Here is a 25436-nt window from a genome sequence, read left to right on the forward strand (position 1 = left end):
CACCCGGTAGGCGACGAAATTTTCCTGTTCCATGATCGTTTACGAAATGACAACAAAAGGACCTGCGCCCCGAGGTCCCACTCATAATTCAGACCGCCGCGCCCCACTGTGGGCAGCGCCGGCGCCCCACCCCGCAGAGGAGTACGCTCATGAAAGGTTGCAAGTCTTTGCTGCTGGCTGCTGTGTCCGTTTGCGCACCGCTGGCGGTTCAGGCCGCTGAACCTGAGTCGTGCGGCACGGTTCGCTTCTCCGACGTCGGCTGGACCGACATCACCGTGACCACCGCTACTACCCGTCAGGTGCTCGAGTCGCTTGGCTACACCACCAAGGTGACCATGTTGTCCGTGCCGGTGACCTACAAGTCGCTGGCGAACAAGGATCTCGACGTCTTCCTCGGCAACTGGATGCCGAGCATGGCCAACGACATCAAGCCCTACGCCGACAACGGTTCGGTGGAAACGGTGAAAGCCAACCTCGAGGGCGCCAAGTACACCCTGGCTGTCACCCAGGCCGCATACGACGGCGGGCTGAAGTCCTTCGCGGACATCAGCAAGTTCGCCGACAAGCTGGGCAACAAGATCTACGGCATCGAGCCGGGCAACGATGGCAACCGCCTGGTCCAGGGCATGCTCGACAAGAACCAGTTCGACCTGGGCAAGTTCAAGCTGGTGGAGTCCAGCGAAGCCGGCATGCTCTCGCAGGTCGGCCGCGCCGACCGCCGCAACCAGTGGATCGTGTTCCTGGGCTGGGAACCGCATCCGATGAACACCCGCTTCAAGATGAAGTACCTCGAAGGCGGCGATGACGTGTTCGGCCCCAACTACGGCGGCGCGACCATCTACACCAACGTGCGCAAGGGTTACACCCAGGAGTGTCCGAACGTCGGCAAGTTGCTGAGCAACCAGACCTTCACCCTGGACATGGAAAACAAACTCATGGACGCCGTGCTTAACGGGGGCAAGAAGCCCGAAGAGGCGGCCAAAGCCTGGTTGAAGGACCATCCGGAACTGCTCGACGCCTGGCTCGCCGGCGTGACCACCCGTGACGGCAAACCGGCCTTGGCGGCAGCCAAGGTGGCATTCGCGAAGTAATTGCCGAAGTAATTGCCGTTGGCCGATTCCTCAAGCTTCTGATGGGCCCGCATTATGTTTCTGACTGACCACAAGCTACCGCTGGGCGAGCATATCGCCGCCTTCGTCGACTGGCTCACGCAACATGGCGCGTCGGTGTTCGACAAGATTTCCGACACCCTCGAGTTCCTCATCCACGGCGTCACCAACAGCCTGCTCTGGTTCAACCCGCTGGCACTGATCGCGCTGATGGTCTTCCTGGTGTTCTACATCCAGCGCAGCTGGGGCCTTGCGGCATTCGCCCTGGCCTCGCTGCTGCTGATCCTCAACCTGGGGTACTGGCAGGAAACCATGGAGACCCTGGCGCAGGTGATCTTCGCCACCGTGGTGTGTATCGCCATCGGGGTGCCGCTGGGCATCCTGGCGGCGCACAAGCCCTGGTTCTACACCGCGCTCAGGCCGCTATTGGACCTGATGCAGACGGTACCCACGTTCGTCTACCTGATTCCCACCCTGACCCTGTTCGGCCTGGGCGTGGTTCCGGGTCTGATCTCCACGGTGATCTTCGCCATCGCCGCGCCCATCCGCCTCACCTGCCTGGGCATCCAGGACGTGCCGGCGGAGCTGATGGACGCCGGCAAGGCCTTCGGCTGCTCGCGCTGGCAACTGCTGACGCGCATCGAGCTGCCGCACGCCATGCCGAGCATCGCCGCGGGGGTCACCCAATGCATCATGTTGTCGCTGTCGATGGTGGTTATCGCCGCGCTGGTGGGTGCTGATGGCCTCGGCAAGCCGGTGGTCAACGCACTCAACACCGCGGACATTTCCCTCGGCTTCGAGGCCGGTCTGGCCATCGTCCTGCTCGCCATCCTGCTCGACCGGGTGTGCAAGCAACGTTCGCTGCGGGGGAGGTAAGTACTATGTCGGCGATTCGATTCGAACATGTGGATGTGATTTTCGGCACCCACACCAAGGAAGCGCTCAAGCTGCTGGACCAGGGCCTGGGCCGCGAGGAAATCCTCAAGCGCACCGGCCAGGTGCTGGGTGTCGAGGATGCCTGCCTGGACGTCGACCGCGGCGAAATCTGCGTGATGATGGGCCTGTCGGGCTCGGGCAAGTCCAGCCTGCTGCGCTGCATCAACGGCCTCAACCGGGTCAGCCGTGGCAAGCTGCTGATCGAGCACGAAGGCCAGCAGGTGGACATCGCCAACTGCTCGCCGGCGACGCTCAAGACCATGCGCACCAAGCGCATCGCCATGGTGTTCCAGAAGTTCGCGCTGATGCCCTGGCTGACCGTGGCCGAGAACATCGGCTTCGGCCTGGAGATGCAGGGCCGCCCGGCCAACGAGCGGAAGAAGGTGATCGACGAGAAGCTCGAACTGGTCGGCCTGTCGCAATGGCGCGACAAGCGCCCGGATTCGCTCTCCGGCGGCATGCAGCAGCGCGTCGGCCTGGCCCGCGCACTGGCGATGGATGGCGACATCCTGCTGATGGACGAACCCTTCTCCGCGCTGGACCCGCTGATCCGCCAGCAGTTGCAGGATGAGCTGCTGGTACTGCAACGCCAGTTGCACAAGACCATCGTCTTCGTCAGCCACGACCTGGACGAGGCGCTGAAGATCGGAACGCGCATCGCGATCATGAAGGACGGCCGCATCATCCAGCACGGCAAGCCCGAGGAAATCGTGCTCAGCCCGGCGGACGACTACGTGCGTACTTTCGTCGCCCACACCAACCCGCTCAATGTGCTCTGTGGCTCCAGCCTGATGCGTGGCCTGGACCAGTGCCGCCGCCAGGCCGACGAGGTGTGCTTCGACCAGGGCCGCGACTGCTGGCTTGGCCTGACCGAATCGAACCAGATCAAGACCGCGCGCCAGGGCAGCAACATCATCGACCTGCAGCAATGGCGCCCGGGCGACCCGGTGGAGAAGCTCAAGCACGAGCCGACCCTGGTGGACGTCAACATCCGCATGCGCGACGCGCTGCAGATTCGCTACCAGACTGGCCACAAGCTGGTGCTGCAGGAGCAGAGCCGGGTAGTCGGCGTGCTCGGCGACAGCGAGCTGTACCACGCGCTGCTGGGCAAGAACCTGGGCTGACTGTTTCGGCTGAATGAAAAACGCCGGCTCCCTGCGAGGGGAGCCTGCGTTTTTGTGAGCGCGGTGTGGCTGTTTTTGTAGGAGCGAGCTTGCTCGCGAACGGATTACCCGGCGGCACTGGCGCTGGGCAGTTCGCGAGCAAGCTCGCTCCTACACGTTGTGCCCGGTGCCACGGCGGGAAGCTCCAGCGCCGATGTTGCAATCAAACGTAGGAGCGGGCTCCGTCCGCGATCGCCCAAAGCGGGCACCGACCGCGGACAGGGCATCAATGCTTCAGGTCAGCCAACCCCTTGAGCAGCGCCTCGTGGAAGCGCTTCGGATCCTGGATCTGCGGCGCGTGGCCCATGTCGTCGAACTCCACCAGGGTGGCGTTGGGGATGGCCTTGGCGGTCGCTTTGCCCAGCTCGGCGTAGTTGCCCAGCTTGGCTTTCAGCTCGGCCGGGGCGATGTCCTTGCCGATGGCGGTGTTGTCCTTGGTGCCGATCAGCAGCAGGGTCGGCATCTTCAGCTGGCCGAACTCGTAGACCACCGGCTGGGTGAAGATCATGTCGTAGAGCAGTGCCGAGTTCCACGCCACGCGCTCGTGGCCGGCGCCGTTGAACAGCCCGGCGAGCATGTTCACCCACTTGTCGTACTCGGGCTTCCACTGGCCGGCGTAGTAGGTCGCCTGCTCGTACTGGCGGATGCTCTCGGCGCTGGTCTTCAGCTCGCGCTCATACCACTGGTCCGGGGTGCGGTAGGGCACGCCCAGGGCCTTCCAGTCTTCCAGGCCGATGGGGTTGACCATGGCCAGCTGCTCGACCTGTTGCGGGTACATCAGCGCGTAGCGGGCGGCGAGCATGCCGCCGGTGGAGTGGCCCAGCAGGGTGATCTTGCCGATCTTCAGGTGGTCCAGCAGCGCGTGGGTATTGGTCGCCAACTGCTGGAAGCTGTACTGGTAGCGCTCGGGCTTGGTGGATTTGCAGAAGCCGATCTGGTCCGGCGCGACCACGCGATAGCCGGCGTCGCTCAGGGCGGCAATGGTGGTTTCCCAGGTGCCGGCACAGAAGTTCTTGCCGTGCAGCAGCACCACGGTGCGGCCGTTGGGCTGCTTCTTGGGCTTCACGTCGATGTAGGCCATGTGCATGTGATGGCCCTGGGACGCGAAGCTGTAGTGACCGACCGGGTAGGAGTAATTGAAGCGCTCCAGTTCCGGGCCGTAGGTGGGTTTGGATTCGGCGGCGTGCAGCGGCAGGGCGGCGGCCAACAGCAAGGCGGATAGCCAGCGTCGGGACATCGGGGAGCTCTCCTGGTGATTGGGCACGGGTCAGACTGCGGCAAACGCCATAGGTTGGCAGATTTCCGGGCGTGTTGCCGCATCGGCGCTACGCCTTTTTGTAGGAGCGAGCTTGCTCGCGAATGCATCACGTCGTGCCTGCCCGGTTCGCGAGCAAGCTCGCTCCTACAAGTCCGGGTCAAGCGGCTGGGACGCTCCCGGTCAGCCAGTCGATGAACAGTGAGAACAGCTCCGCCTGGGAGTTGATTTCCAACTTGGTGTAGAGGTGCTTGCGGTGCATGCGCACGGTTTCCGGCGAGATATCCAGCACCCGCGCGCTGGATTTCACCGAGTGTCCGCGCAGCAGCAGGTGGGCGATCTCGCGTTCGCGCTCGGTGAGCCGGTCGGCGCCGAAGTTCATGAAGGCCGCGCGGATATGCCGGTTAAGCGGCGCCTGATCGTCCGGCGCGCTGACACTCACGCCGCGCCCGGCCAGCAGCAGGTCCAGCCCACCGTTGCGCTCGAACTGGCGGATCAGCTCGCGTACCAGCGGCAGGACGGTGGCCAGCAGGTCCAGTTGGGTTTCGCTGAAGCGCGCGCCACTCTTGCCCTGGTAAAGGCACAGGGAGACCTTGCGCGCTTCGCCCAGGTCGATGATGAAGTGGCAGTCCTCGGTGCAGCCGAACTTGAGGTAGTAGGTCTTGTAGTACTCGCTGGCGAAGAAGTCGTCCGGCGCGATGTCGGCCAGCGGGTAGAAGCCTTCGGTGAGGCCGTCTTCCATGGCCAGGCAGAAGGGGTCGAGCAGGTAGCCGCGGGCATAGTAGCGGTCGATCAGCGCCTCGTGGTGCTCCGGATCGATGCCGCGCTGATACAGCGGTTGCGGCGGCTGGCCGCGTTGCTCCAGGCCAAGCATCACCGACTCCACCGGCACCAGGCAGGACAGGGCGTCGGCCAGGCGCTCGACGAAGACGACTTCGCCGACGCTGGCCAAAGCGCGCGCCAGCCCCGCATGCCAGGCATGCAGGGCCGGTGCGTCGGACGTTTCGCTCAGTGCCTGTGATTCGCTCATGTCCGGCAGCATAAAGGGCCGCCGGGGTGTAGGCAAAATCCGAGGATCGATCATCAATGCCCCGCGTAATCACCGCTGCGCTGGAGGTCTTCGGCAGCCTCCAGGATCGACTCGCGCAGGGTGTCGACGATCTCGTCGACCTGCTCGCGGGTGATGGTCAGCGGCGGTGACATCACGTTCAGGTGCACGATCGGCCGCACCAGCAGGCCCTTGGCCTGGGCGCGCAGGTGGATTTTCTCGCCGATGTTCAGCTCCTCGGGGAAGAGCACCTTGCTGCGCTTGTCGGCGACGAACTCGACGCAGGCCATCAGCTTCTGGCAACGCACGCTGCCTACCAGCGGCAGGTCGGCCAGTTCCTGCAGACGCTGCTCCAGGTAGCCGCCGACGTCCTTCACATGCTCCAGCAGGTTTTCGCGCTCGATGATCTCGATGTTCTTCAGCGCCGAGACACAGCTCACCGGGTGCCCGCTGTAGGTGAAGCCGTGGGCAAAGCAGCGGCCCTTGTCGGCCTCGCCGATCACCTTCCAGATGCGGTCGGAGAAGATGCACGCGCCCAGCGGCAAGTAGCCGGAGGTCAGGCCCTTGGCGGTGGTGATGATGTCCGGCTGCATGCCGAACACGTCTTCGGAGGCGAAGAAGGCGCCGAGGCGGCCAAAGGAGGTCACCACCTCGTCGGCGACGTAGAGCACGTCGTACTTCTGGCACACCTGCCACATGCGCTGGTGATAGCCCTTGGGCGGAATGATCACGCCACCCGAGCCCATGATCGGCTCGGCGAAGAAGGCGGCGACCTTGTCCTCGCCCAGTTCGAGAATCTTGTCCTCGAACTCCTTCACCAGGAATTCGAGGAAGTCCCCTTCTGTCATCCCTTCCGGCGCGCGGTAGGGATTGGGGCAGGAAATGTGGTGGATGACATCCTTGAGGAAGTCGAACTCGGCCGGGTGGTCGGCGACCTTGCCACCCAGGGACATGGTGAGGAAGGTCGAGCCGTGGTACGCGTTGATGCGGCTGATGATGTGCTTCTTCTCATGCTTGCCGCGGCAGTTCTGGTAGTACTGGATCAGGCGGTAGGCGGTGTCCACGGCGGTGGAGCCGCCGGTGGTGAGGAACACGTGGTCGAGGTCGCCCGGCGCGAGCTGCGCGAGCTTCTCGCAGAGCTGGATGGCGGTGACGTTGGCCATGTCGCAGAAGGGGTTGGAGTAGGCCAGCTGGCGCACCTGCTCGGCGATGGCGTCGGCCATTTCCGCGCGGCCCAGGCCGATGTTCGTACACCACATGCCGCCCACGGCATCCAGGTAGCGATTGCCCTTGGTGTCGTAGATGTAGGCGCCCTCGCCGGCGGCGATGTTCAGTGCACCGTTGACCCGGTGGTCGTCGAACACGTGGTAGCCGTGCATGTAGTGGGCTTTGTCGGCGGCGACCAGCTGCTCGTCGTTGAACTGGGCGAAGTAGGCTGGGGTGGTGGTGGTCATTGTCTGTACCTCGGACTTTCGTTGTTCGGTTGGGCGTTCTGCCCTCTCCCTAACCCTGGCTGCGAGCCCCGCTCCGAAGGGAGAGGGGACTGTTCGGAGTGCATGGGGACTCCGAACCTCCTTGTGGATCGTGTTCCTCGTTACTTTCAGGATGCCGCCATGATTTCCGGCGACTCCGCTTGGCCCCCTCTCCCTTCAGGGAGAGGGCTGCGGAGAGGGGGCTTTGGTCTTGCGCTATCAGGTCCCGGTCTTCACCGCGTTCCAGGTACGGGTGATCAGGCGGGTGGCCTTGGGGGTCTGCACTTTCTGGGTGAACAGCCGGGCGCGGGTCTCGGCGTCCGGGTAGATCGCCGGGTCATTGCGCACTTCGGCGGCCAGCAGCGGGGTGGCGGCAGCGTTGCTGGAGGCGTAGCGGATGTAGTCGGCGACGCCGGCGGCGACCTTGGGCTGCAGCATGTACTCGATGAACTTGTGGGCGTTTGCCACGTGCGGCGCGTCGGCCGGGATGTAGAAATCGTCGAACCAGATCAGCGAGCCTTCCTTGGGCACGAAGTAGCCCAGCTTGACCTTGGCGCCGGCCTCGTCGGCACGGGCCTGGGCGGTGGCGTAGTCGCCGGACCAGGTCATCGCCATGCACTGGTCGCCGTTGGCCAGGCCGTTGAGGTAGCTGGTGGAGTCGAACTTGCGGATGTACGGGCGGATCGATTGCAGCAGGTCCTGGGCGGCTTTCAGGTCCTCGGGCAGCGCGCTGTTGGGGTCACGCTTGAGGTAGGCCAGGGCCAGCGGGATCACGTCGGTAGGGGAGTCGATGATGGTCACCCCGCAATCGGCGAATTTCGACACGATCTTCGGATCGAACAGCATCGCCAGCGAGCCGATCGGTGCGTCGGGCATGCGTTGCTTGATCTTGTCGATGTTGTAGGTGATGCCGTTGCTGCCCCAGGTGTAGGGCGCCGAGTACTTCACGCCCGGATCGTAGTGGTCCAGGTGCTTGAGCACGTCCGCATCGAGGTTGTTCCAGCTGGGTAGCCTGGACTTGTCCAGCGGCTGGAACACGCCGGCTTTCAGCAGCGGCGGCACCAGGGCGGCGTTGAGCACCACCAGGTCGTAGCCCGAGCGGCCGGGCAGCAATTTGCCCTGCACGGTCTCGTAGGAATCGAAGGTGTCGTAGACCACCTTGATCCCGGTTTCCTTCTCGAAGTCGGCGATGGTGTGATCGCCGATATAGTCGGTCCAGTTGTACAGCCGAAGCGTTTTCGCGCCTTCGGCTTCCTCCCCGTGACCCAGTGCCGGCAAGGTCGCCAGCGCCGCGCTGAGTACTGCTGCGAGCATTTTCTGCATGTCAGTCCCACCTTTGATTTTGTTATGGATTGGATAAATCGCGGATGAAGCCACTCTCGACCAGGGCCGGTTCCCCGGCCATTCCCCGAACGGGTAGGTAAGGGTCTGTTGTCGTTTCGACGCGAGCCGCGTTGCCGCGGAAAATCACGCCAGGCTAGACGCGGGATGCCGGCAATGGTCATTCCCTTGCCTAGTCCCGCAACGACGCATGGCGTGATTTTCCGCGCAACCCGAAGGGACGAATGACGGCTTGCACCGGGCTGCGCAAATGCACTTCGTCGCGGCCGTGGCGAAACGTCAACAGACCTTGGCGCTGGCGTCCTGTCGAACAATCGTTCAGATTGGCCACCTGACACTTTAGGAGCCAGGCATGAACGAGGAAGTCCGCTTTACCCGACTGGAGCCGGAGCAGCGCAAGGCGCTGCTGATCGAGGCCACACTCGCGTGCCTGAAACGCCATGGCTTCCAGGGAGCGTCCATACGCAAGATCTGCGCCGAGGCGGGTGTTTCGGTGGGGCTGATCAACCACCACTATTCAGGCAAGGATGAACTGGTCGCCGAGGCCTACCTGACCGTCACCGGTCGTGTCATGCAGCTGCTTCGCGAGGCCATCGCCGAAGCCGCGCCCGATGCCCGCGCGCGCCTGTCGGCGTTCTTCCGTGCGTCGTTCTCCGCCGAGCTGCTCGATCCGCAGCTGCTGGATGCCTGGCTGGCGTTCTGGGGCGCGGTGAAGACGGCCGAGGAAATCAACAAGGCCCACGACCATTCCTACGGTGAGTACCGCACCTTGCTGGCGCAGGCACTGAATGATCTGGCGAAGGAGCAGGACTGGTCGGATTTCGACGCCGATCTCGCCGCGATTGCCCTGAGTGCCCTGCTTGACGGCTTGTGGCTGGAGTCGGGCCTGAACCCCAATACCTTTACCCCGGAGCAGGGTGTGCAAATATGCGAGGCCTGGGTGGATGGCCTTCAATACGGTGGCCGGCAGCGTTTCAGTCGGGCGTCGGGAGCCTGTTGATCGATTGTTCAGCGATCGGTAACCTGCCGCCATCTGCAGGACAGTTCCTACAGCTCTACCTCCACGCATAACAAGAATGGCCCCGTCACGAGCGGCGGCTTCAGCAGGGTATTGCGATGACTTCCCGTGTACTGATCGTCGACGACGATCCGGTGATTCGCGAGCTCCTCCAGGCCTACCTCGGCGAGGAAGGCTATGACGTGCTTTGCGCCGGCACCGCCGAACAGGCCGAGGCAAGCCTGGCCGAAGCCGAACAGGCCGAGCAGCCCATTGATCTGGTGATGCTCGATATCCGTCTGCCCGGCAAGGACGGCCTGACCCTGACCCGCGAGCTGCGCGTGCGTTCGGAGGTCGGCATCATCCTGATCACCGGGCGCAACGATGACATCGACCGTATCGTCGGTCTGGAATGCGGCGCCGACGACTACGTGATCAAGCCGCTCAATCCCCGCGAGCTGGTGTCCCGCGCGAAAAACCTGATCCGCCGCGTGCGCCATGCGCGCCAACCCGTTGCCGCATCCGCACGGCAAAACCACAAGCGTTTCGCCCACTGGACCCTGGACCCGGACCGTCGCCGCCTGATCGACCGCGATGGCAGCGAAACCCCGCTGACCCACGGCGAGTTCCAGCTACTCTGCGTGTTCCTGCGCAACACCGGTCACACCCTGAGCCGCGATCAACTGATGGACCAGATCCGCAACCGCGAATGGCTGCCCAATGATCGCTCCATCGACGTGCTGGTCGGCCGCCTGCGCCGCAAGCTGCGCGACGACCCGGCCGAGCCCGAGCTGATCATCACCATCCACGGCGCCGGCTACCTGTTCACCGCCACGCCTGTCGATGCCTGAGTTATCACAGTGATTTCCGGGGGCGCAGGCCAGTCCCCCCTCCCTTCAGGGAGAGGGTTAGGGAGAGGGAAAACCCTGCTCCGATTTCTCCTGCATCTTCTGGCGCTGCTCTTCTGCACGCTCTCCCAAGCCGCCCAACCCATCCGCTACTGCGACTACCCCGTCTACCCGCCCATCTCCTGGAGCGACGGCCACGAAGTGCGGGGTCTAGCGCCGCAGACCGTACGCAGCGTTCTCGGCGAACTGGGCTACGAGGTGAAGACCGTGGTACTGGGCAACTGGAAGCGCTGCCTGCTGGATGCCGCCGAAGGTCGGGTCGACGTGGTGCTCGCCTACCAGACCCCGCAGCGCGACGATGGCCTGCTGTTCTCCCGCGTGCCGGTGCTGCGCGAGGAGGTGGCGATCTTCTACAACCGTCGCAAACCGGTGCGTTTTGACCAGCTGGGCGACCTTGCGCAGTACCGTGGCGGCTTGCTGTTCGGCGAGAGCTACGGGCCGGAGTTCGACCGTTTCCTCGCCGAACACGGCAACGTCGAATGGGTCTCCGACAGCCGCCAGAACTTCGGCAAGCTGATCCGCCAGCGCATCGACTTCATCGCCCACGAGCGGCGCACCGGCACCCTGTTCGTCGAGCAACTGGCCGGCGGCCAGGACATCGCCGCACTGCCTCGTCCGCTCACTGTGGATTACCTGCGCATCGCCGTCTCCCGCCATTCGCCGCTGGCCGCGCGGATGGACGAAATCGACGCGCTGCTGAAGAAACGCGTGGACGACGGCAGCGTGGCCCGCTGGCTGGAACAGAGCGAGCACGACTACCGCGCCCTGCTCGCCGGCGACGGGGTGCCGCGGTGAGGCTGCCCGGTGGCCTGGCGCGGCGTCTGCTGCTGCGGGTGCTGTTGTTCAGCCTGTGCTTCACGGTTCTGGCCAGTGCGGTGCAGCTGTACTTCGAGTACCGCCGCGAGATGCGCGACATCGATGCGCGCCTGGAGCTGATCCGCGTCGGCTATCTCGCCAGCTTCGAGCGCAGCCTGTGGGACCTCAACCAGGAGCAGCTGAACGTACAACTGCACGGCCTGGCCGACTTCCCTGACATCGCCCAGGTGCGCCTGCGCAGCGCCGACTTCAACCTGGTGCAGGACGCCGACGACAAGCGCGGGCCGTTCCGTGTCGAGCACTACGCCCTGGCCTTCCAGCCGCCGGACGGCGAGCGCCGCGACCTGGGCGAGCTGGAAATCAGCATCGACCTTGGCGCCGTCTACCTGCGCCTGCTCCACGGCGGGCTTGCCAGCCTGCTGTGGATGGGCGTGTTCCTCTGCGGCCTGGCGGTGGCGCTGAGCTGGTTGTTCCACAGTCTCGTGACTCGCCATCTGCGCGCCATGGCCGACTTCGTTCGCGGACTCACCGGCGGTGACCTGGGCACCGAGCTGGCGCTGGCCAAGAAACGCTCAGGCGAAGAAGACGAGATCGACACCGTCGCCGACGCTCTCGATGGTTTGCGCCGGGCCCTGCGTGCCGAACTGCGCCGGCGCGAGGCCGACCGCGCGGCCTTGCAGAGCAAGCGCGACGAACTGCAGCGACGGGTCGAACGGCGCACCGCCAGCCTGCGCCGCGCCAAGGAGGAAGCCGAGGCCGCCAACCGCGCCAAGAGCCGCTTCCTCGCCACCATGAGCCACGAGATCCGCACGCCGCTCAACGGCATCCTCGGCATGGCCGAGCTGCTGCGCGCAGCGCCTTTGGGCGAGCAGGATCGGCGCCGCCTGCAGGCGCTGTCCACCGCCGGCGAAGGGCTGCTGGCGATCCTCAACGAGGTGCTGCATTTCGCCAAGCTGGAAGACGGCGCGAGCCAGCCGGAGCCGGTGGATTTCTCCCTGCGCCGCCTGCTGGACGACGTGGTGACCCTGCTGGAGCCGCGCGCCGAGGACAACGGCACCTGCCTGCGCCTGCGCGTCGAACCCGAGGTGCAGGACGGTTGCCGGGGCGCCGAGCAGTTCCTCCGTCAGGTGCTGAGCAACCTGCTGGCCAACGCAGTGAAGTTCACCGAAGAGGGCGAGGTGCTGCTGGAGGTTGCCGTGCTGGAGAGCAGCGATGCCGGGCAGAACTTGCGCTTCAGCGTGACTGACGACGGCATTGGTATCTCCGTCGAGCAGCAGGAGAAGATCTTCCAGCGCTTCACCCAGGCCAGCGATGAAGTGGCGCGGCGCTACGGCGGCACCGGGCTGGGGCTGGCGATCAGCAAGCGGCTGGTGCAGGCCATGGGCGGCGAGATCGGCGTGGAGAGCCTGGAGGGCGAGGGCAGCACCTTCTGGTTCGAAATCGTGCTGGCGCCGGGTGTGGTGCCGCGCTCCGGCGTGGCCGTCGAACAGGCGCCATCGCAGGAAGTGCTGGTGGTCGAAGACGTCGCCCTCAACCGCGAGGTCGCCCAGGCGTTGCTGGAGCGCGATGGCCACCGCGTGCAGCTCGCCGACGACGCCGAACCCGCGCTGGCGCTGACTGCCGTGCGGCGCTTCGACCTGATTCTGCTGGACATGCATCTGCCGGGGATGACCGGCCTCGACCTGTGCCGGGCAATTCGCGCGCAAGCCGGCGGGCTCAACGCGACCACGCCGATCCACGCCTTCACCGCCAGCGTGCAGCCGGGCATGGTCCGCCGCTATTTCGAGGCTGGCATGCAGGGCGTGCTGGGCAAACCGCTGCGCCTGGATGACCTGCGCCGCGCGCTGTCCGGCGTGGCCTGGGAACTGCTGCCAGACGCTGTGGATAACGGCCCGCTGGACCGCCAGGTACTGGATACCCATCGCCGCCTGCTCGGCGAGCACAAGCTCAGGGAGTTGCTGGCGAGCCTGTGGAAGTTGCTCGACGAGCAGTGGCCGCTGCTGCTGGATGCGCTGCGCCAGGAGGATGCCGTGGAGGTGGCCAGCCTGGCGCACCGGCTGGCGGGAAGCTGTCGGTCGATGGGGTTGCGCGGGTTGGGGGATGGCCTGGGCGAGCTGGAGCAGGCGGCGTTGGCGGGGGCTTTGCTCATGGATTGGGCGGAGCGTCTCGAGCAGGAGTGGGCGCTTGCCGCTGAATGTCTGAAGAGCGCTCAGAGGTAAGTTCGGCATGGCACCGATGCCATCGTGGGGCGCCTGACCTGTAGGAGCGAGCTTGCTCGCGAACCCGCCCAACGCCGTTATGGCCGGTTGAATCCGTTCGCGAGCAAGCTCGCTCCTACGAAAATCAAAAACGCCGAAACCCGCGCGTAGCAAGCCCCGCACAAAATCCTTACATCTTTCTACAACTTCGATCCTGGCGAACAACCCCGCCTTACATCGCCTTCCAATAATCCGGTGGCATCCGTGCCCGAGCCACGGCCTCTGATTGATTGGAGATAACAATAATGATCCAACGTAGAGTTCCGCTCAGCCGCGCCCGCCGTTTCCCGGAGGTGCGCCATGTCTGAGCCGCAAGAGAAGATCCAGCTCACCCGCGCGCTCAAGAGCCGCCACATCTTCATGCTGTCGCTGGGCGGCGTCATCGGCACCGGCCTGTTCATGGGCTCGGGCGTCACCATCAGTTCCGGCGGCCCGATGGGCGCCATCCTCGCGTATCTGGTCGCCGGCCTGCTGATGTACCTGGTGATGGTCTGCCTGGGCGAGCTGTCGGTGCAGATGCCCGTCTCCGGTTCCTTCCAGGCCCACGCCACGCGCTTCATCGGCCCGGCCACCGGCTTCATGATCGGCTGGGTCTACTGGATGAGCTGGGCCTCCACCGTCGGCCTGGAGTTCACCGCGGCCGGCATGCTGATGACCCGCTGGTTCCCCGAAGTGCCGATCTGGCTCTGGTCGGGCTTCTTCGTGGTCGTGCTGTTCTCCCTCAACGCCCTGGCCACCCGCGCCTTCGGCGAGGCCGAGTACTGGTTCTCCGGAATCAAGGTCGCGGCCATCCTCTGCTTCATCGTGGTCGGCCTGCTGGTGATCTTCGGCGCCATTCCGCTGAACAGCGGCGCCGCCGCGCCGGGGCTGTCCAATCTGGTCAGTGATGGCCTGTTCCCCAACGGCCTGTCCGCCGTGTTCGCCGTGATGATGACGGTGGTCTACGCCTTCCAGGGCTGCGAGATCATGGGCGTTGCCGCCGGCGAAACCGACCAGCCGGAGAAGAGCATCCCGCGCGCCGTGCGCAACGTGGTGTTCCGCGTACTGATCTTCTATGTGCTGGCGATTGCCGTGCTCTCCTGCATCGTGCCGTGGAAGCAGGCCGGGTTGATGGAAAGCCCGTTCGTGCAGGTGTTCGACATGGTCGGCATCCCTTATGCCGCCGACATCATGAACTTCGTGATCCTCACCGCGATTCTCTCGGTGGGTAACTCCGGCCTGTACGCCTCTACGCGTATCCTCTGGGCCATGTCCAAGACCGGCATGGCGCCGCGCAAGCTGTCCAAGCTCAGCGCCCGCGGCGTGCCGCTCTACGCGTTGCTGATCAGCCTGGCTTTCGCCCTGCTCTCGCTGCTGACCAGCGTGGTCGCCGCCGACACCCTGTTCATGGTGCTGATGGCGGTGAGCGGGATGGCCGGCACCGTCACCTGGATCGTCATCGCCTACGCCCAGTACCGCTTCCGCCGCGAACACATGGCCAAGGGCGGCACCGTGGCCGACCTGAAGTACGCCGCGCCCTTGTTCCCGCTGGTCCCGCTGGCGTGCATCGCGATCTGCTGCTCGCTGTTCGTGTTCCTCGCGATGGACCCGACCCAGCGCCCGTCGCTGTACTGGGGCTTCGGCTTCATGGGCGCATGCTACCTGGCCTACTACCTGCTCAAGCGCAAGCGTGGACAGGTGCTGAGCGACGAGGCGGTGCCGAGTATCGGCTGAGCCTGACTGCACCGGAAAAGCCCCGCATCGCGGGGCTTTTTCTTTGGCTCTTTGTAGGAGCGAGCTTGCTCGCGAACTGCACCGGAAAGCCCCCCACCGCGGGGCTTTTTCTTTGGCCCTTTGTAGGAGCGAGCTTGCTCGCGAACCCGCCCAACACCGGAGCCGCCGGGGACCTATCGCGGACGGAGTCCGCTCCTACGCCAGGGTCAGCATTTGTGTAGGAGCGGACTCCGTCCGCGAAGGCCCGCAGGGCCGTTTGTTCGAAGTTGTAACAAGGTCTCGGGGGAAACCCTCGGCAAACCCCTCAACCCCCGCGTCGCGCGGCCTTCCCGCCGTTCGGCAGGGCGTTACAAGCCACCCATTCGGGTGGATTGCCGGCTTGCTGAACACTTGTTTAGTATTGACCCAACGCTTCATCCGCCTCAGCAAACGACTACAAGAACGAGGGCAGCATGACTCAGCCATCCCCGCTCAGCCGGGTCCAGGACGGTATCGCCTGGATCACCCTGAACCGCCCCGAGCAGCGCAACGCGCTCGACGTCCCCACGCTCAAGAACCTGCTTGCCCTGCTCGACGCCTACGAGGCCGATGCGGCCGTTCGCGTCATTGTGCTGACCGGCGAAGGCCGCAGCTTCTGTGCCGGCGCCGACCTCGCCGAATGGGCCGAGGCCGAAGCCCGTGGCGAGCTGGAAACCTACGGCTGGACCGAAACCGCCCACGCCCTGATGCGCCGCCTGCACAGCCTGGACAAACCCACCATCGCCGCCGTCAACGGCACCGCCGTCGGCGCGGGGATGGACCTGACCCTGTGCTGCGACTTCCGCATCGCCGGCGCCTCCGCGCGCTTCAAGGCTGGCTACACCGGCATGGCCTACTGCCCGGACGCCGGCGCCAGCTGGCACCTGCCGCGTCTGATCGGCAGCGAAGCGGCCAAGCGCCTGCTGTTCCTCGACGAACTGTGGAATGCCGAACGCGCGCTGAATGCCGGCCTGGTCGGTGAAGTGGTCGCCGACGATCAACTGCAGGCCCAGGTCGGCGAATTCGCCGCGCGCCTGGCCGCCGGCCCCACCTACGCCTTTGGCCACACCAAGCGCCTGATCCGCGAAGGCGCCAGCCGCACCCTGGCCCAGCAGCTGGAAGCCGAACAGGCCGCCGGCCTGCTCTGTGGCCGCAGTGAAGATGCCGCCGAGGCGCTGCGCGCCGTGGCCGAGAAACGCTCCCCCCAATTCAAAGGCCGCTGACGGCTGCAGGTGATGTGATGGATTTCCAACTGACCCAAGAACAGGAAATGCTCGTCGAGGCGGTCAAGGCTTTCGTCGAGAAAGAACTGCTGCCCTATGAAGAGGAAGTAGACCGCGCCGACGCGGTGTCCCCGGAGCTGGCTGCGAAGATTCGCGGCAAGGCCCTGGCGGCTGGCTTCTATGCCTTCAACATGCCCGAGGAAGTCGGCGGCGGCGGCCTGGACTACCTGTCCCAGGCGCTGGTCGAGCGCGAACTGTCCAAGGTCTCCTGGGCGCTGCACGTGTTCGTCGCGCGCCCCTCGAAGATCCTCATGGCCTGCAAGGGCGAGCAGATCCAGAACTACCTGCTGCCGGTGGTTCAGGGCGAGAAGATCGACTGCTTCGCCCTCACCGAGCCGGGCGCCGGCTCCGACGCCAACTCGATCAAGACCCGCGCCGTGCGTGACGGCGAGGACTTCGTGATCAACGGTTCCAAGCACTTCATCAGCCACGCCGGCCACGCCGACTTCGCCATCGTCTTCGCGGTGACCGACACCTTCGAGCGCAACGGCAAGAAACGCAACGCCGTGACCGCCTTCCTGGTGGACAAGGGCACCGCCGGCATGACCGTGCGCCGTGGCCCGAAATGCGTGAGCAACAAGGGCTACCACACCTACGAAATCTTCTTCGACGACTGCCGCGTGCCGGCCTCCCAGGTTCTGGGCGAAGTCGACAAGGGCTGGGAAGTGGCCAACGCCTGGCTCACCGCCGGCCGCGTGATGGTTGCCGCCAACTGCGTCGGCCAGGCCCAGCGCGCGCTGGACCTGGCGCTGCAATGGTCGGCCGACCGCAAGCAGTTCGGCCAGGCCATCGGCAGCTACCAGGGCATCTCCTTCAAGCTCGCCGACATGGCCACGCAGATTCGCGCCGCCGAGCTGATGACCCTGCACACCGCCTGGAAGATGGACCGCGGGACCATGACCGACGGCGAAGCCGGCATGGCCAAGCTGTTCGCCAGCGAAGTGCTGGGCAAGGTCGCCGACGAGACCGTGCAGATCTTCGGCGGTATGGGCCTGATGGACGAAGGCCCGGTGGAGCGCATCTGGCGCAACGCGCGCATCGAGCGCATCTGGGAAGGTACCTCGGAAATCCAGCGCCACATCATTTCCCGCGAACTGCTGCGGCCGTTGCTGCGCTGATTTGCGGTGCCTTTCGGGGGTGACGGGCGGGTGCTGAAAGCCCCTCCCCAGCCCTGGCTGCGCGCCTCGCTCCGAAGGGGGAGGGGCAAGTGCGATTCGGCGCGTGGTTAGACACCGTGCGCTAAAGGATGACCCCGGAAACCCCCCTCTCCCTTCAGGGAGAGGGGCTGGGGGAGAGGGCCCAGGCCCCGAACCGAGACTCGACATGAAAAGAGAAAACCTCCAGCGTCTGTTGGCCCCCCGTCACGTCGCCTTCATTGGCGGCCGCAGCATGGCGCGCGCGCTCAAGCGTTGCGCCGAGGGCGGATTCCCCGGTGCGATGTGGCTGGTCAACCCGCAATACGACGAACTCGAAGGCGTGCCCTGCGTACGCAGCGTCGCCGAACTGCCTGAAGGCCCGGACGCGGTGTTCGTGGCCACCAACCGTGACCTGACTGTGCAAGCTGTCGCCGAGCTGGCCGCCAAGGATGCCGGCGGCGCCATCTGCTACGCCTCCGGCTTCGCCGAAACCGGTGCCGAAGGCGAAGCGCTGCAGCGCCGCCTGCTCGAATCCGCCGGCGACATGGCCCTGCTCGGCCCCAACTGCTACGGGCTGCTCGACTACCTGCACGGCTCCGCGCTGTGGCCGGTGGCCCACGGCGGGCACATGGTCGAGAAGGGCGTGGCCGTGCTGACCCAGAGCGGCAACTTCGCCTACAACCTGTCCATGAGCGACCGCTCGCTGCCCATCGCCTACATGGCTTCGGTGGGCAACCAGGCCCAGCTGGGCGTGGCCGAACTGATGGACGTGCTGCTCGACGAGCCGCGCGTCACCGCCATCGGCCTGCACCTGGAGGGCCTGAAGAACGTTCCCGGTTTCGCCCGTGCTGCCTTCAAGGCGTTGCAGAAAGGCATCCCGGTAATCGCGCTGAAGACCGGCGTGTCCGAGATCGGCGCCGAGCTCGCACTCAGCCACACCAGCTCCCTGGCGGGCTCCGACGCGCTGTACGACGCGCTGTTCGATCGCCTCGGGGTGATCCGCGTCAGCGGCCCGGTCAGCTTCATCGAAACCCTCAAGGCAGCCGCCTGCGGCAACCTGCCGGCCGGCCCCAGCCTCGCCGCGCTGGCCTGCTCCGGCGGTGACGCCGGGCTGATCGCCGACTACGCCGAACGCAACGGACTGAACCTGCCCAAGCTGGTCGACGCGCAGCGCGCCGAGCTGGCCCAGGTGCTGCCGGACTACGCCAACATCGCCAACCCGCTGGACTTCACCACCGCCATCTGGGGTGACGGCCCGGCATTGGAGCGCATGCTCGACAGCGCCCTGCTGACCGACGCCGATGCTGCGCTGCTGGTACTGGACTACCCCGGTGAAGAGACCGGTGAGCGCCCGCAGTGCGACCTGCTGCTGGAACTGTACTGCGCCGCGCTGGAGCGCCACGGCAAGGTGGGCTTCATCGCCTCCGCGCTGCCGGAACTGCTGCCCAGGCACGCCCGCGAACTGCTGCACTCCCACGGCGTCGCCGCATTGCAAGGCGTGGAAGACGGGCTCGCCGCCTGGGGCCGCATCGCCCACTACCGTCAGCGCCGCGAAGCGCTGCTGGCTCGTGGCGAAGCCGCGCTGGTACCGCTCTGCCCGCAGGCGCTGGAAGGCGAAGGCCGGCTGCTGGACGAGTGGCAGTCCAAGCAGGCGCTGAAACCCTTCGGCCTGCCGCTGCCGCGCGCCGCGCTGAGCACCCCGGCACAGGCCCGCGAAGCAGCCGCCGATGTCGGTTTCCCGTTGGCGTTGAAGGTGGTCAGTGCGCAGTTGCCGCACAAGACCGAAGCCGGCGGCGTGGCGCTCAACCTGCGCAACGAGGCGGCGCTGGAAGCTGCGCTGTTCGACATGCGCGAGAACATTGCCCGTCACGCACCCGGCGTGCCATTCGACCAGGTGCTGCTGGAACGCATGGCCAACCCGCCGCTGGCCGAGCTGATCGTCGGCATCAAGCGCGAGAACGGCTTCGGCCTGGCGCTGGTGCTGGGCGCCGGCGGCATCCTCGTCGAGCTGCTCAAGGACAGCCGCAGCCTGCTGCTACCGACCACCGACGCGGCGATCCGCGACGCCTTGCTCAGCCTGCGTAGCGCGCCGTTGCTCAGCGGTTTCCGGGGCCGCGCAGCGGTGAACCTGGAGGCGCTGGTGGAAGCCATCCGCGCGGTGGCCGACTACGCCTGCGAGCACGTCGACACCTTGCTGGAACTGGACGTGAACCCGCTGCTGGCGGACGTCGAGGGCGCCGTGGCGGTGGATGCGCTGATCCGTACCGCTGAATGAACACTCCGCACCCTGTAGGAGCGAGCTTGCTCGCGAACGAACCCCGCTGCGGGGCGGTTCGCGAGCAAGCTCGCTCCTACAAGGCCACGCATTAGCCTTGGGGAGACACCTCATGCAACAGAACAACAACCTCACCGGCGGCCAGGCCCTGGTACGCCTGCTGGCCAACTATGGCGTCGACACCGTGTTCGGCATTCCCGGTGTGCACACCCTGGAGTTGTACCGCGGCCTGCCCGGCAGCGGCATCCGTCATGTGCTGACCCGCCACGAGCAGGGCGCCGGCTTCATGGCCGACGGCTATGCGCGCGTCAGCGGCAAGCCGGGCGTGGCCTTCATCATCACCGGGCCGGGGGTGACCAACGCCGCCACTGCCATCGGCCAGGCCTATGCCGACTCGATCCCGATGCTGGTGATCTCCAGCGTCAACCACACCGCCAGCCTGGGCAAGGGCTGGGGCTGCCTGCACGAGACCCAGGACCAGCGTGCGATGACCGCGCCGATCACCGCGTTCTCCGCCGTCGCCTTGAGCGCCGAAGACCTGCCCGAACTGATCGCCCGCGCCTACGCCGTGTTCGACAGCGAGCGCCCGCGCCCGGTGCACATCTCCGTGCCGCTGGATGTGCTTGCCAACCCGGTTGCCCGTGACTGGACCAACGAAGTCGTGCGCCGCGCCGGCCGCGGCCAGCCCAGCGCCGAGGCGCTCCAGCAGGCTGTGGATAAACTCAAGGCGGCCCAGCGCCCGATGATCATCGCCGGCGGCGGCGCGCTGCATGCCGCCGATGCCCTGGCTGCGCTGAGCGAGCGCCTGGCCGCGCCGCTGTTCACCAGCGTCGCCGGCAAGGGCCTGCTGGCGCCGGAAGCGCCGCTGTCCGCTGGCGCCACCCTGTGCACCCAGGCCGGCTGGGACATGATCGCCGAGGCCGATGTGGTCCTGGCCATCGGCACCGAAATGGCCGACACCGACTTCTGGCGCGACCGCCTGCCGATCAGCGGCGAGGTGATCCGCGTCGATGTCGATTCGCGCAAGTTCAACGACTTCTACCCGAGCGCCGTGGCGCTGCTGGGCGATTCCAGGGCCACCGCCGAGGCGCTGCTCGCCGCGCTGCCCAGTGCGACCCGCGACGCGGCGAAAGCGCAGTCGCGCATCGACGAACTGCGCGCGCAGATCGACGCCGGCCACGCGCCGCTGCAACGCATCCACCAGTCGATCCTGCAGCGCATCGCCAAGGTCCTGCCGGACAACGCCTTCATCGCCAGCGACATGACCCAACTGGCCTACACCGCCAACTACCTCTACCCGAGCAAGGCTCCGCGCGGCTGGCTGCACCCCACCGGCTACGGCACCCTCGGCTACGGCGTGCCGGCCGGCATCGGCGCCAAGTTCGGTGCGCCGGAGCGCCCCGGCCTGGTGCTGGTCGGCGACGGCGGCTTCCTCTACACCGCGCAGGAACTGGCCACCGCCACCGAAGAGCTGGACAGCCCGCTGGTGGTGCTGCTGTGGAACAACGATGCGCTGGGGCAGATCCGCGACGACATGATCGGCCTGGACATCGAGCCCATTGGCGTCCTGCCGCGCAACCCGGACTTCGCCCTGCTCGGCCGCGCCTACGGCTGCGAGATGCGCCAGCCGCAGAGCCTGGACGAACTGGAGCGCGACCTGCGCGAAGGCTTCGCCCATCCGGGCGTGACCCTGATCGAGCTGAAACACGCCTGCGCCCAGTAGGCCCGTTGCACCCGCCGCAGTCCCTGGACGGCGGCACCTGGAAGGAAGCAAAGCATGCGCTACTCCAACTTCACCCAACGCATCGCCGGCGACGGCGCCGCCGCCTGGGACATCCACTACCGCGCCCTGGCGCGCATGGAGCAGGGCGACGACATCCTGCTGCTGTCGGTGGGCGACCCGGACTTCGATACTCCGGTGCCCATCGTGCAGTCGGCCATCGACAGCCTGCTGGCCGGCAACACTCACTACGCCGACGTGCGCGGCAAGCGCTCGCTGCGCGAAGCCATCGCTCGTCGCCACACCCAGCGCAGCGGCCAGGCCGTCACCGGCGATGACGTGGTGGTGCTGGCCGGCGCCCAGTGCGCGCTGTATGCCGTGGCGCAGTGCGTGCTCAATCCGGGCGACGAAGTGATAGTCGCCGAGCCGATGTACGTCACCTACGAAGCGGTTTTCGGTGCCTGCGGCGCCAAGGTCATCCCGGTGTCGGTGCGTTCCGAGCACGGCTTCCGCGTGCAGGCCGAGGACGTTGCCGCGCTGATCACCCCGCGCACCCGCGCGCTGGCGATCAACAGCCCGCACAACCCCTCCGGCGCGAGCCTGCCGCGCGCCACCTGGGAAAAGCTCGCCGAGCTGTGCGTAAAAAATGACCTGTGGATGATCTCCGACGAGGTCTACAGCGAGCTGCTGTTCGACGGCGAACACATCAGCCCCGCCAGCCTGCCGGGCATGGCCGAGCGCACTGCGACCCTCAACAGCCTGTCGAAATCCCACGCCATGACGGGCTGGCGCGTGGGCTGGGTAGTTGGCCCGCGCGAGCTCTGCGCACACCTGGAAAACCTCGCCCTGTGCATGCTCTATGGCTCGCCGGACTTCATCCAGGACGCCGCCTGCACCGCGCTGGAAGCCCAGCTGCCGGAGTTGGACGCCATGCGCGAAGCCTACCGCCAGCGCCGCGACCTGGTGATCGATTGCCTGGCCGATTGCGTCGGCGTGCGCGCCCTGCGCCCGGACGGTGGCATGTTCGTGATGGTGGATATCCGCGCCACCGGCCTTTCCGCCCAGGACTTCGCCGATGTACTGCTGGACCGCCACGGCGTTTCCGTACTGGCCGGCGAAGCCTTCGGCCCCAGCGCCGCCGGGCACATCCGCTTGGGCCTGGTGCTCGGCGCCGAACCGCTGCGCGAAGCCTGCCGCCGCATCGCCCTGTGCGCCGCCGAACTGCTGAGAGTCCGTTCGGAAGCTGGCGAGCTAGCGCCACGCAAGGCGAAAGCGGCGGAGGCCGCGGAATTTACGTGCTGTAAATGAGCATGCCGAAGCCGCTTTCAACGCTGCGTGGCCGACGCGCAGCCGATCCCGAACAGACTCTCGAGGAAAAACGCTATGCGTGACCGTACACAGCTCTACATCGACGGCGCCTGGGTGGCGCCGCAAGGGCAGGGCATGGCCGAGGTGCAGAACCCGGCCACCGAGGAATGCGTGGGTCGCGTGCCGCTGGGCGGCGAAGGCGACGTGAACCGCGCGGTGGACGCTGCGCGTCGCGCCTTCCCGGCCTGGTCGCAGACCCCGTCACACGTGCGCGCCGGCTATATCCGCGCCCTCGCCGAACAGCTGAAGAACCGCGCCGACGAGATGGCCGCGCTGATCACCGCCGAGCTGGGCATGCCCGTGCAGTGGTGCCGCATGGTGCAGGTCGACGGGCCGATCGAGGGCCTGGAAAGCTACGCCGCCATGGCCGCGCACATGGACGAAGTGCGCGAGGTCGGCAACTCGCTGATCGTGAAAGAGGCGGTGGGCGTCTGCGCCTTCATCAACCCCTGGAACTACCCGCTGCACCAGCTCATCGGCAAGCTCGCCCCGGCGCTCGCCGCGGGTTGCACCGTGGTGGTCAAGCCCAGCCAGGACACCCCGCTGCACGCCTTCCTGCTCGCCGACATGGTCCACGCCATCGGCCTGCCTGCCGGCGTGTTCAACCTGGTCAGCGGCCCCGGCTCCAAGGTCGGCGAAGCCCTGGCACGGCATCCGGACGTGGATATGGTCTCGTTCACCGGCTCCACCGGTGCGGGCGTCAAGGTCTCCGAAGCGGCGGCGCCGACGGTCAAGCGTGTGTGCCTGGAGCTGGGTGGCAAGTCGCCGTTCCTGATCACTGCCGACGCCGATCTGGCCACCGCCGTGCGCCACGGCGTGCAGGACGTGATGATCAACTCCGGGCAGACCTGCACCGCGCTCACGCGCATGCTGCTGCCGGCCCATCGCTATGCCGAAGCCGTGGAAATCGCCCGCGCCGAAACCCTCGCGCTGAAGATGGGCGACCCGCTGGACGCGGACAGCTTCCTCGGCCCGATGTGCTCGGGCGGCCAGCGCCGCACGGTGCTCGACTACCTCCGCGTCGGCCAGGAAGAGGGCGCGCAGCTGGTCTGCGGCGGCGCCGAACGGCCTGCGCATCTGGAGCGCGGCCACTACGTGCAGCCGACCATCTTCGCTGGGGTGAACAACCAGATGCGCATCGCCCGCGAAGAAATCTTCGGCCCGGTGCTGTGCCTGATCCCCTACGCCGACGAGGCCGAAGCCATCACCATCGCCAATGACTCGCCGTTCGGCCTGTCCAGCGCCGTCTGGGCGGGCGACCGCGAAGATGGCCTGCGCCTCGCCCGGCAGATGCGCGCCGGCCAATGCTTCGTCAACGGCGGTGCCTTCAACTACCGTGCGCCTTTCGGCGGCTACAAGCAGTCCGGCAACGGCCGCGAATGGGGCGAGCAGGGCTTGCACGAGTTCGTCGAGCTCAAGGCTATCCAACTCTGAGTGGCTGAAGAGCCCCTCTCCCCAACCCTCTCCCTGAAGGGAGAGGGGGCCGTCCGGAGTTTTCGAATGGATGGGAGTTGGCCGGTGACCGGGGAAACGTTCGCCCCGCCGCCTAGTTGCAGCTCCCTTCGAGGGGCACGAGCGCTTCGGTGCTACCGGCGAGGGCTCGCGCTGAAGAATGAACACGAACACTCCCTCTCCCTTCAGGGAGAGGGCTGGGGAGAGGGTGCCGAGCCAGCGCACCGATCCCACAGGTACCGACTTTCTGGCCAGGAATCCACATGAACGTACTGATCGTCCACGCCCACAACGAACCGCAATCCTTCAGCACCGCGCTCTACCAGCTCGCCGAGGAAACCCTGCGCGGCCAGGGCCATGAAGTGCAGGTCTCCGACCTCTACGCGATGAACTGGAACCCGGTGGCCAGCGCCGCCGACTTCGGTTCGCGCGCCAACCCCGAATACCTCGTCTACGCCCTGGAACAGCGCGAAGGCGCCAAGGCCAAGACCATCGCCGCCGACATCCAGGCCGAGCTGGACAAGCTGCTCTGGGCGGACCTGGTGATCTTCAACTTCCCGATCTACTGGTTCTCCGCGCCGGCCATCCTCAAGGGCTGGTTCGACCGTGTGCTGGTCTCGGGCATCTGCTACGGCGGCAAGCGTTTCTATGACCAGGGCGGCCTTGCCGGCAAGAAGGCACTGGTCACCGTGACCCTCGGCGGCCGCGACCACATGTTCGGCGACGACGCCATCCACGGTCCGCTGGAAGACATGCTGCGGCCGATCCTGCGCGGCACCCTGGCCTACACCGGCATGAGCGTGCTGCCGCCCTTCGTGGCCTGGCACGTGCCCTACATCAGCAACGACGCGCGCCAGGACTTCCTGCGCCAGTATCAGGAGCGTCTGCAGCACCTGGAGAACGACCAGCCGCTGGAGTTCGTGCGCCTGGACCAGTTCGACGAGCGCCTCTATCCGCTGCCGCGCTGACCGCGTTTGCTCTTCGTAGGAGCGAGCTTGCTCGCGAACAGGGATAAATGACGGCGCCAGAGCCAAGCGGTTCGCGAGCAAGCTCGCTCCTACAAGTTCTGTCTTCTGCCCGGTGTAAAGGCTTGCGCCTGCCAATCAGCTGGCCAGAAACGAAAAAGGGCGGCCATCCGAAAATGGTCGCCCCTGGAGAAAAAGTCAGT

At 66.1% G+C, this 25436-nt stretch carries 18 protein-coding genes and 1 pseudogene; 15 read left to right on the forward strand and 4 right to left on the reverse strand.

Features of this window, described 5'->3' with window-relative positions:
• Positions 1–149: 149 nt before the first annotated feature.
• Genes AC2T4A_RS05030 through choV form a run of 3 tightly spaced genes read left to right on the forward strand, consistent with a single transcriptional unit; the run spans position 150 to position 3169 of the window.
• Entirely contained in the window at positions 150–1091 is a 942-nt protein-coding gene (locus AC2T4A_RS05030) for a choline ABC transporter substrate-binding protein (protein ID WP_416744201.1), read from the forward strand.
• Between the two features lie 54 nt (positions 1092–1145).
• A complete protein-coding gene (choW, locus tag AC2T4A_RS05035) occupies positions 1146–1985 on the forward strand; it encodes a choline ABC transporter permease subunit (RefSeq protein WP_416744203.1) in 840 nt (279 codons plus the stop codon).
• Between the two features lie 5 nt (positions 1986–1990).
• Positions 1991–3169, forward strand: coding sequence for a choline ABC transporter ATP-binding protein (gene choV / locus AC2T4A_RS05040; protein WP_416744205.1), 1179 nt, complete (start codon positions 1991–1993; stop codon positions 3167–3169).
• Positions 3170–3434: 265 nt separating this feature from the next.
• Here choV and AC2T4A_RS05045 read toward each other — a convergent pair whose 3' ends face one another.
• From AC2T4A_RS05045 to AC2T4A_RS05060, 4 genes are all read right to left on the reverse strand, one after another.
• Complete coding sequence (locus AC2T4A_RS05045) at positions 3435–4445, reverse strand: alpha/beta fold hydrolase (RefSeq protein WP_486742851.1); 1011 nt, start codon at positions 4443–4445, stop codon at positions 3435–3437.
• Positions 4446–4623: 178 nt separating this feature from the next.
• A complete protein-coding gene (locus tag AC2T4A_RS05050; protein WP_486742852.1) occupies positions 4624–5493 on the reverse strand; it encodes a helix-turn-helix transcriptional regulator in 870 nt (289 codons plus the stop codon).
• A gap of 53 nt (positions 5494–5546) precedes the next feature.
• Positions 5547–6965, reverse strand: a complete 1419-nt coding sequence (locus AC2T4A_RS05055; RefSeq protein ID WP_486742853.1) for an aminotransferase — start codon at positions 6963–6965, stop codon at positions 5547–5549.
• A 237-nt stretch (positions 6966–7202) separates the two neighbouring features.
• A complete protein-coding gene (locus tag AC2T4A_RS05060; protein WP_478376961.1) occupies positions 7203–8306 on the reverse strand; it encodes a polyamine ABC transporter substrate-binding protein in 1104 nt (367 codons plus the stop codon).
• Between the two features lie 370 nt (positions 8307–8676).
• Between AC2T4A_RS05060 and AC2T4A_RS05065 the strand changes: the two genes are divergently transcribed.
• The 12 genes and pseudogenes from AC2T4A_RS05065 (at position 8677) to AC2T4A_RS05120 (ending at position 25236) form a co-directional block, all read left to right on the forward strand.
• The gene (locus AC2T4A_RS05065) at positions 8677–9324 is read left to right on the forward strand and encodes a TetR family transcriptional regulator C-terminal domain-containing protein (RefSeq protein ID WP_416744213.1); all 648 of its coding nucleotides are present in this window, start codon (positions 8677–8679) and stop codon (positions 9322–9324) included.
• 110 nt (positions 9325–9434) lie between these two features.
• Entirely contained in the window at positions 9435–10172 is a 738-nt protein-coding gene (locus tag AC2T4A_RS05070; protein WP_416744391.1) for a response regulator, read from the forward strand.
• 90 nt (positions 10173–10262) lie between these two features.
• Entirely contained in the window at positions 10263–11024 is a 762-nt protein-coding gene (locus AC2T4A_RS05075; RefSeq protein WP_416744393.1) for a substrate-binding periplasmic protein, read from the forward strand.
• Positions 11021–13264 (forward strand): ATP-binding protein, encoded by a 2244-nt coding sequence (locus AC2T4A_RS05080; RefSeq protein WP_486742854.1) that lies wholly within the window; start codon positions 11021–11023, stop codon positions 13262–13264. Before AC2T4A_RS05075 ends, AC2T4A_RS05080 begins: the two co-directional genes overlap by 4 nt.
• 339 nt (positions 13265–13603) lie before the next feature.
• Positions 13604–15016 carry an amino acid permease gene (locus AC2T4A_RS05085; protein WP_486742855.1) on the forward strand — a complete coding sequence of 471 codons (1413 nt, stop codon included), beginning with the start codon at positions 13604–13606 and terminating at the stop codon, positions 15014–15016.
• A gap of 452 nt (positions 15017–15468) precedes the next feature.
• Complete coding sequence (locus tag AC2T4A_RS05090; protein WP_416744217.1) at positions 15469–16257, forward strand: enoyl-CoA hydratase/isomerase family protein; 789 nt, start codon at positions 15469–15471, stop codon at positions 16255–16257.
• Between the two features lie 17 nt (positions 16258–16274).
• Entirely contained in the window at positions 16275–17435 is a 1161-nt protein-coding gene (locus AC2T4A_RS05095; RefSeq protein ID WP_045213896.1) for an acyl-CoA dehydrogenase family protein, read from the forward strand.
• A 205-nt stretch (positions 17436–17640) separates the two neighbouring features.
• Entirely contained in the window at positions 17641–19728 is a 2088-nt protein-coding gene (locus tag AC2T4A_RS05100; RefSeq protein WP_486742856.1) for an acetate--CoA ligase family protein, read from the forward strand.
• Between the two features lie 112 nt (positions 19729–19840).
• Positions 19841–21451, forward strand: coding sequence for a 5-guanidino-2-oxopentanoate decarboxylase (locus tag AC2T4A_RS05105; protein ID WP_486742857.1), 1611 nt, complete (start codon positions 19841–19843; stop codon positions 21449–21451).
• 54 nt (positions 21452–21505) lie between these two features.
• A pseudogene (locus tag AC2T4A_RS05110) lies at positions 21506–22675 on the forward strand (pyridoxal phosphate-dependent aminotransferase); the annotation flags it as partial.
• 156 nt (positions 22676–22831) lie between these two features.
• A complete protein-coding gene (locus tag AC2T4A_RS05115) occupies positions 22832–24250 on the forward strand; it encodes an aldehyde dehydrogenase family protein (RefSeq protein WP_486742858.1) in 1419 nt (472 codons plus the stop codon).
• Positions 24251–24531: 281 nt separating this feature from the next.
• A complete protein-coding gene (locus tag AC2T4A_RS05120; protein ID WP_416744222.1) occupies positions 24532–25236 on the forward strand; it encodes an NAD(P)H-dependent oxidoreductase in 705 nt (234 codons plus the stop codon).
• Positions 25237–25436 lie beyond the last annotated feature (200 nt).

The organism is Pseudomonas sp. PVC-3-1, from assembly GCF_057444315.1.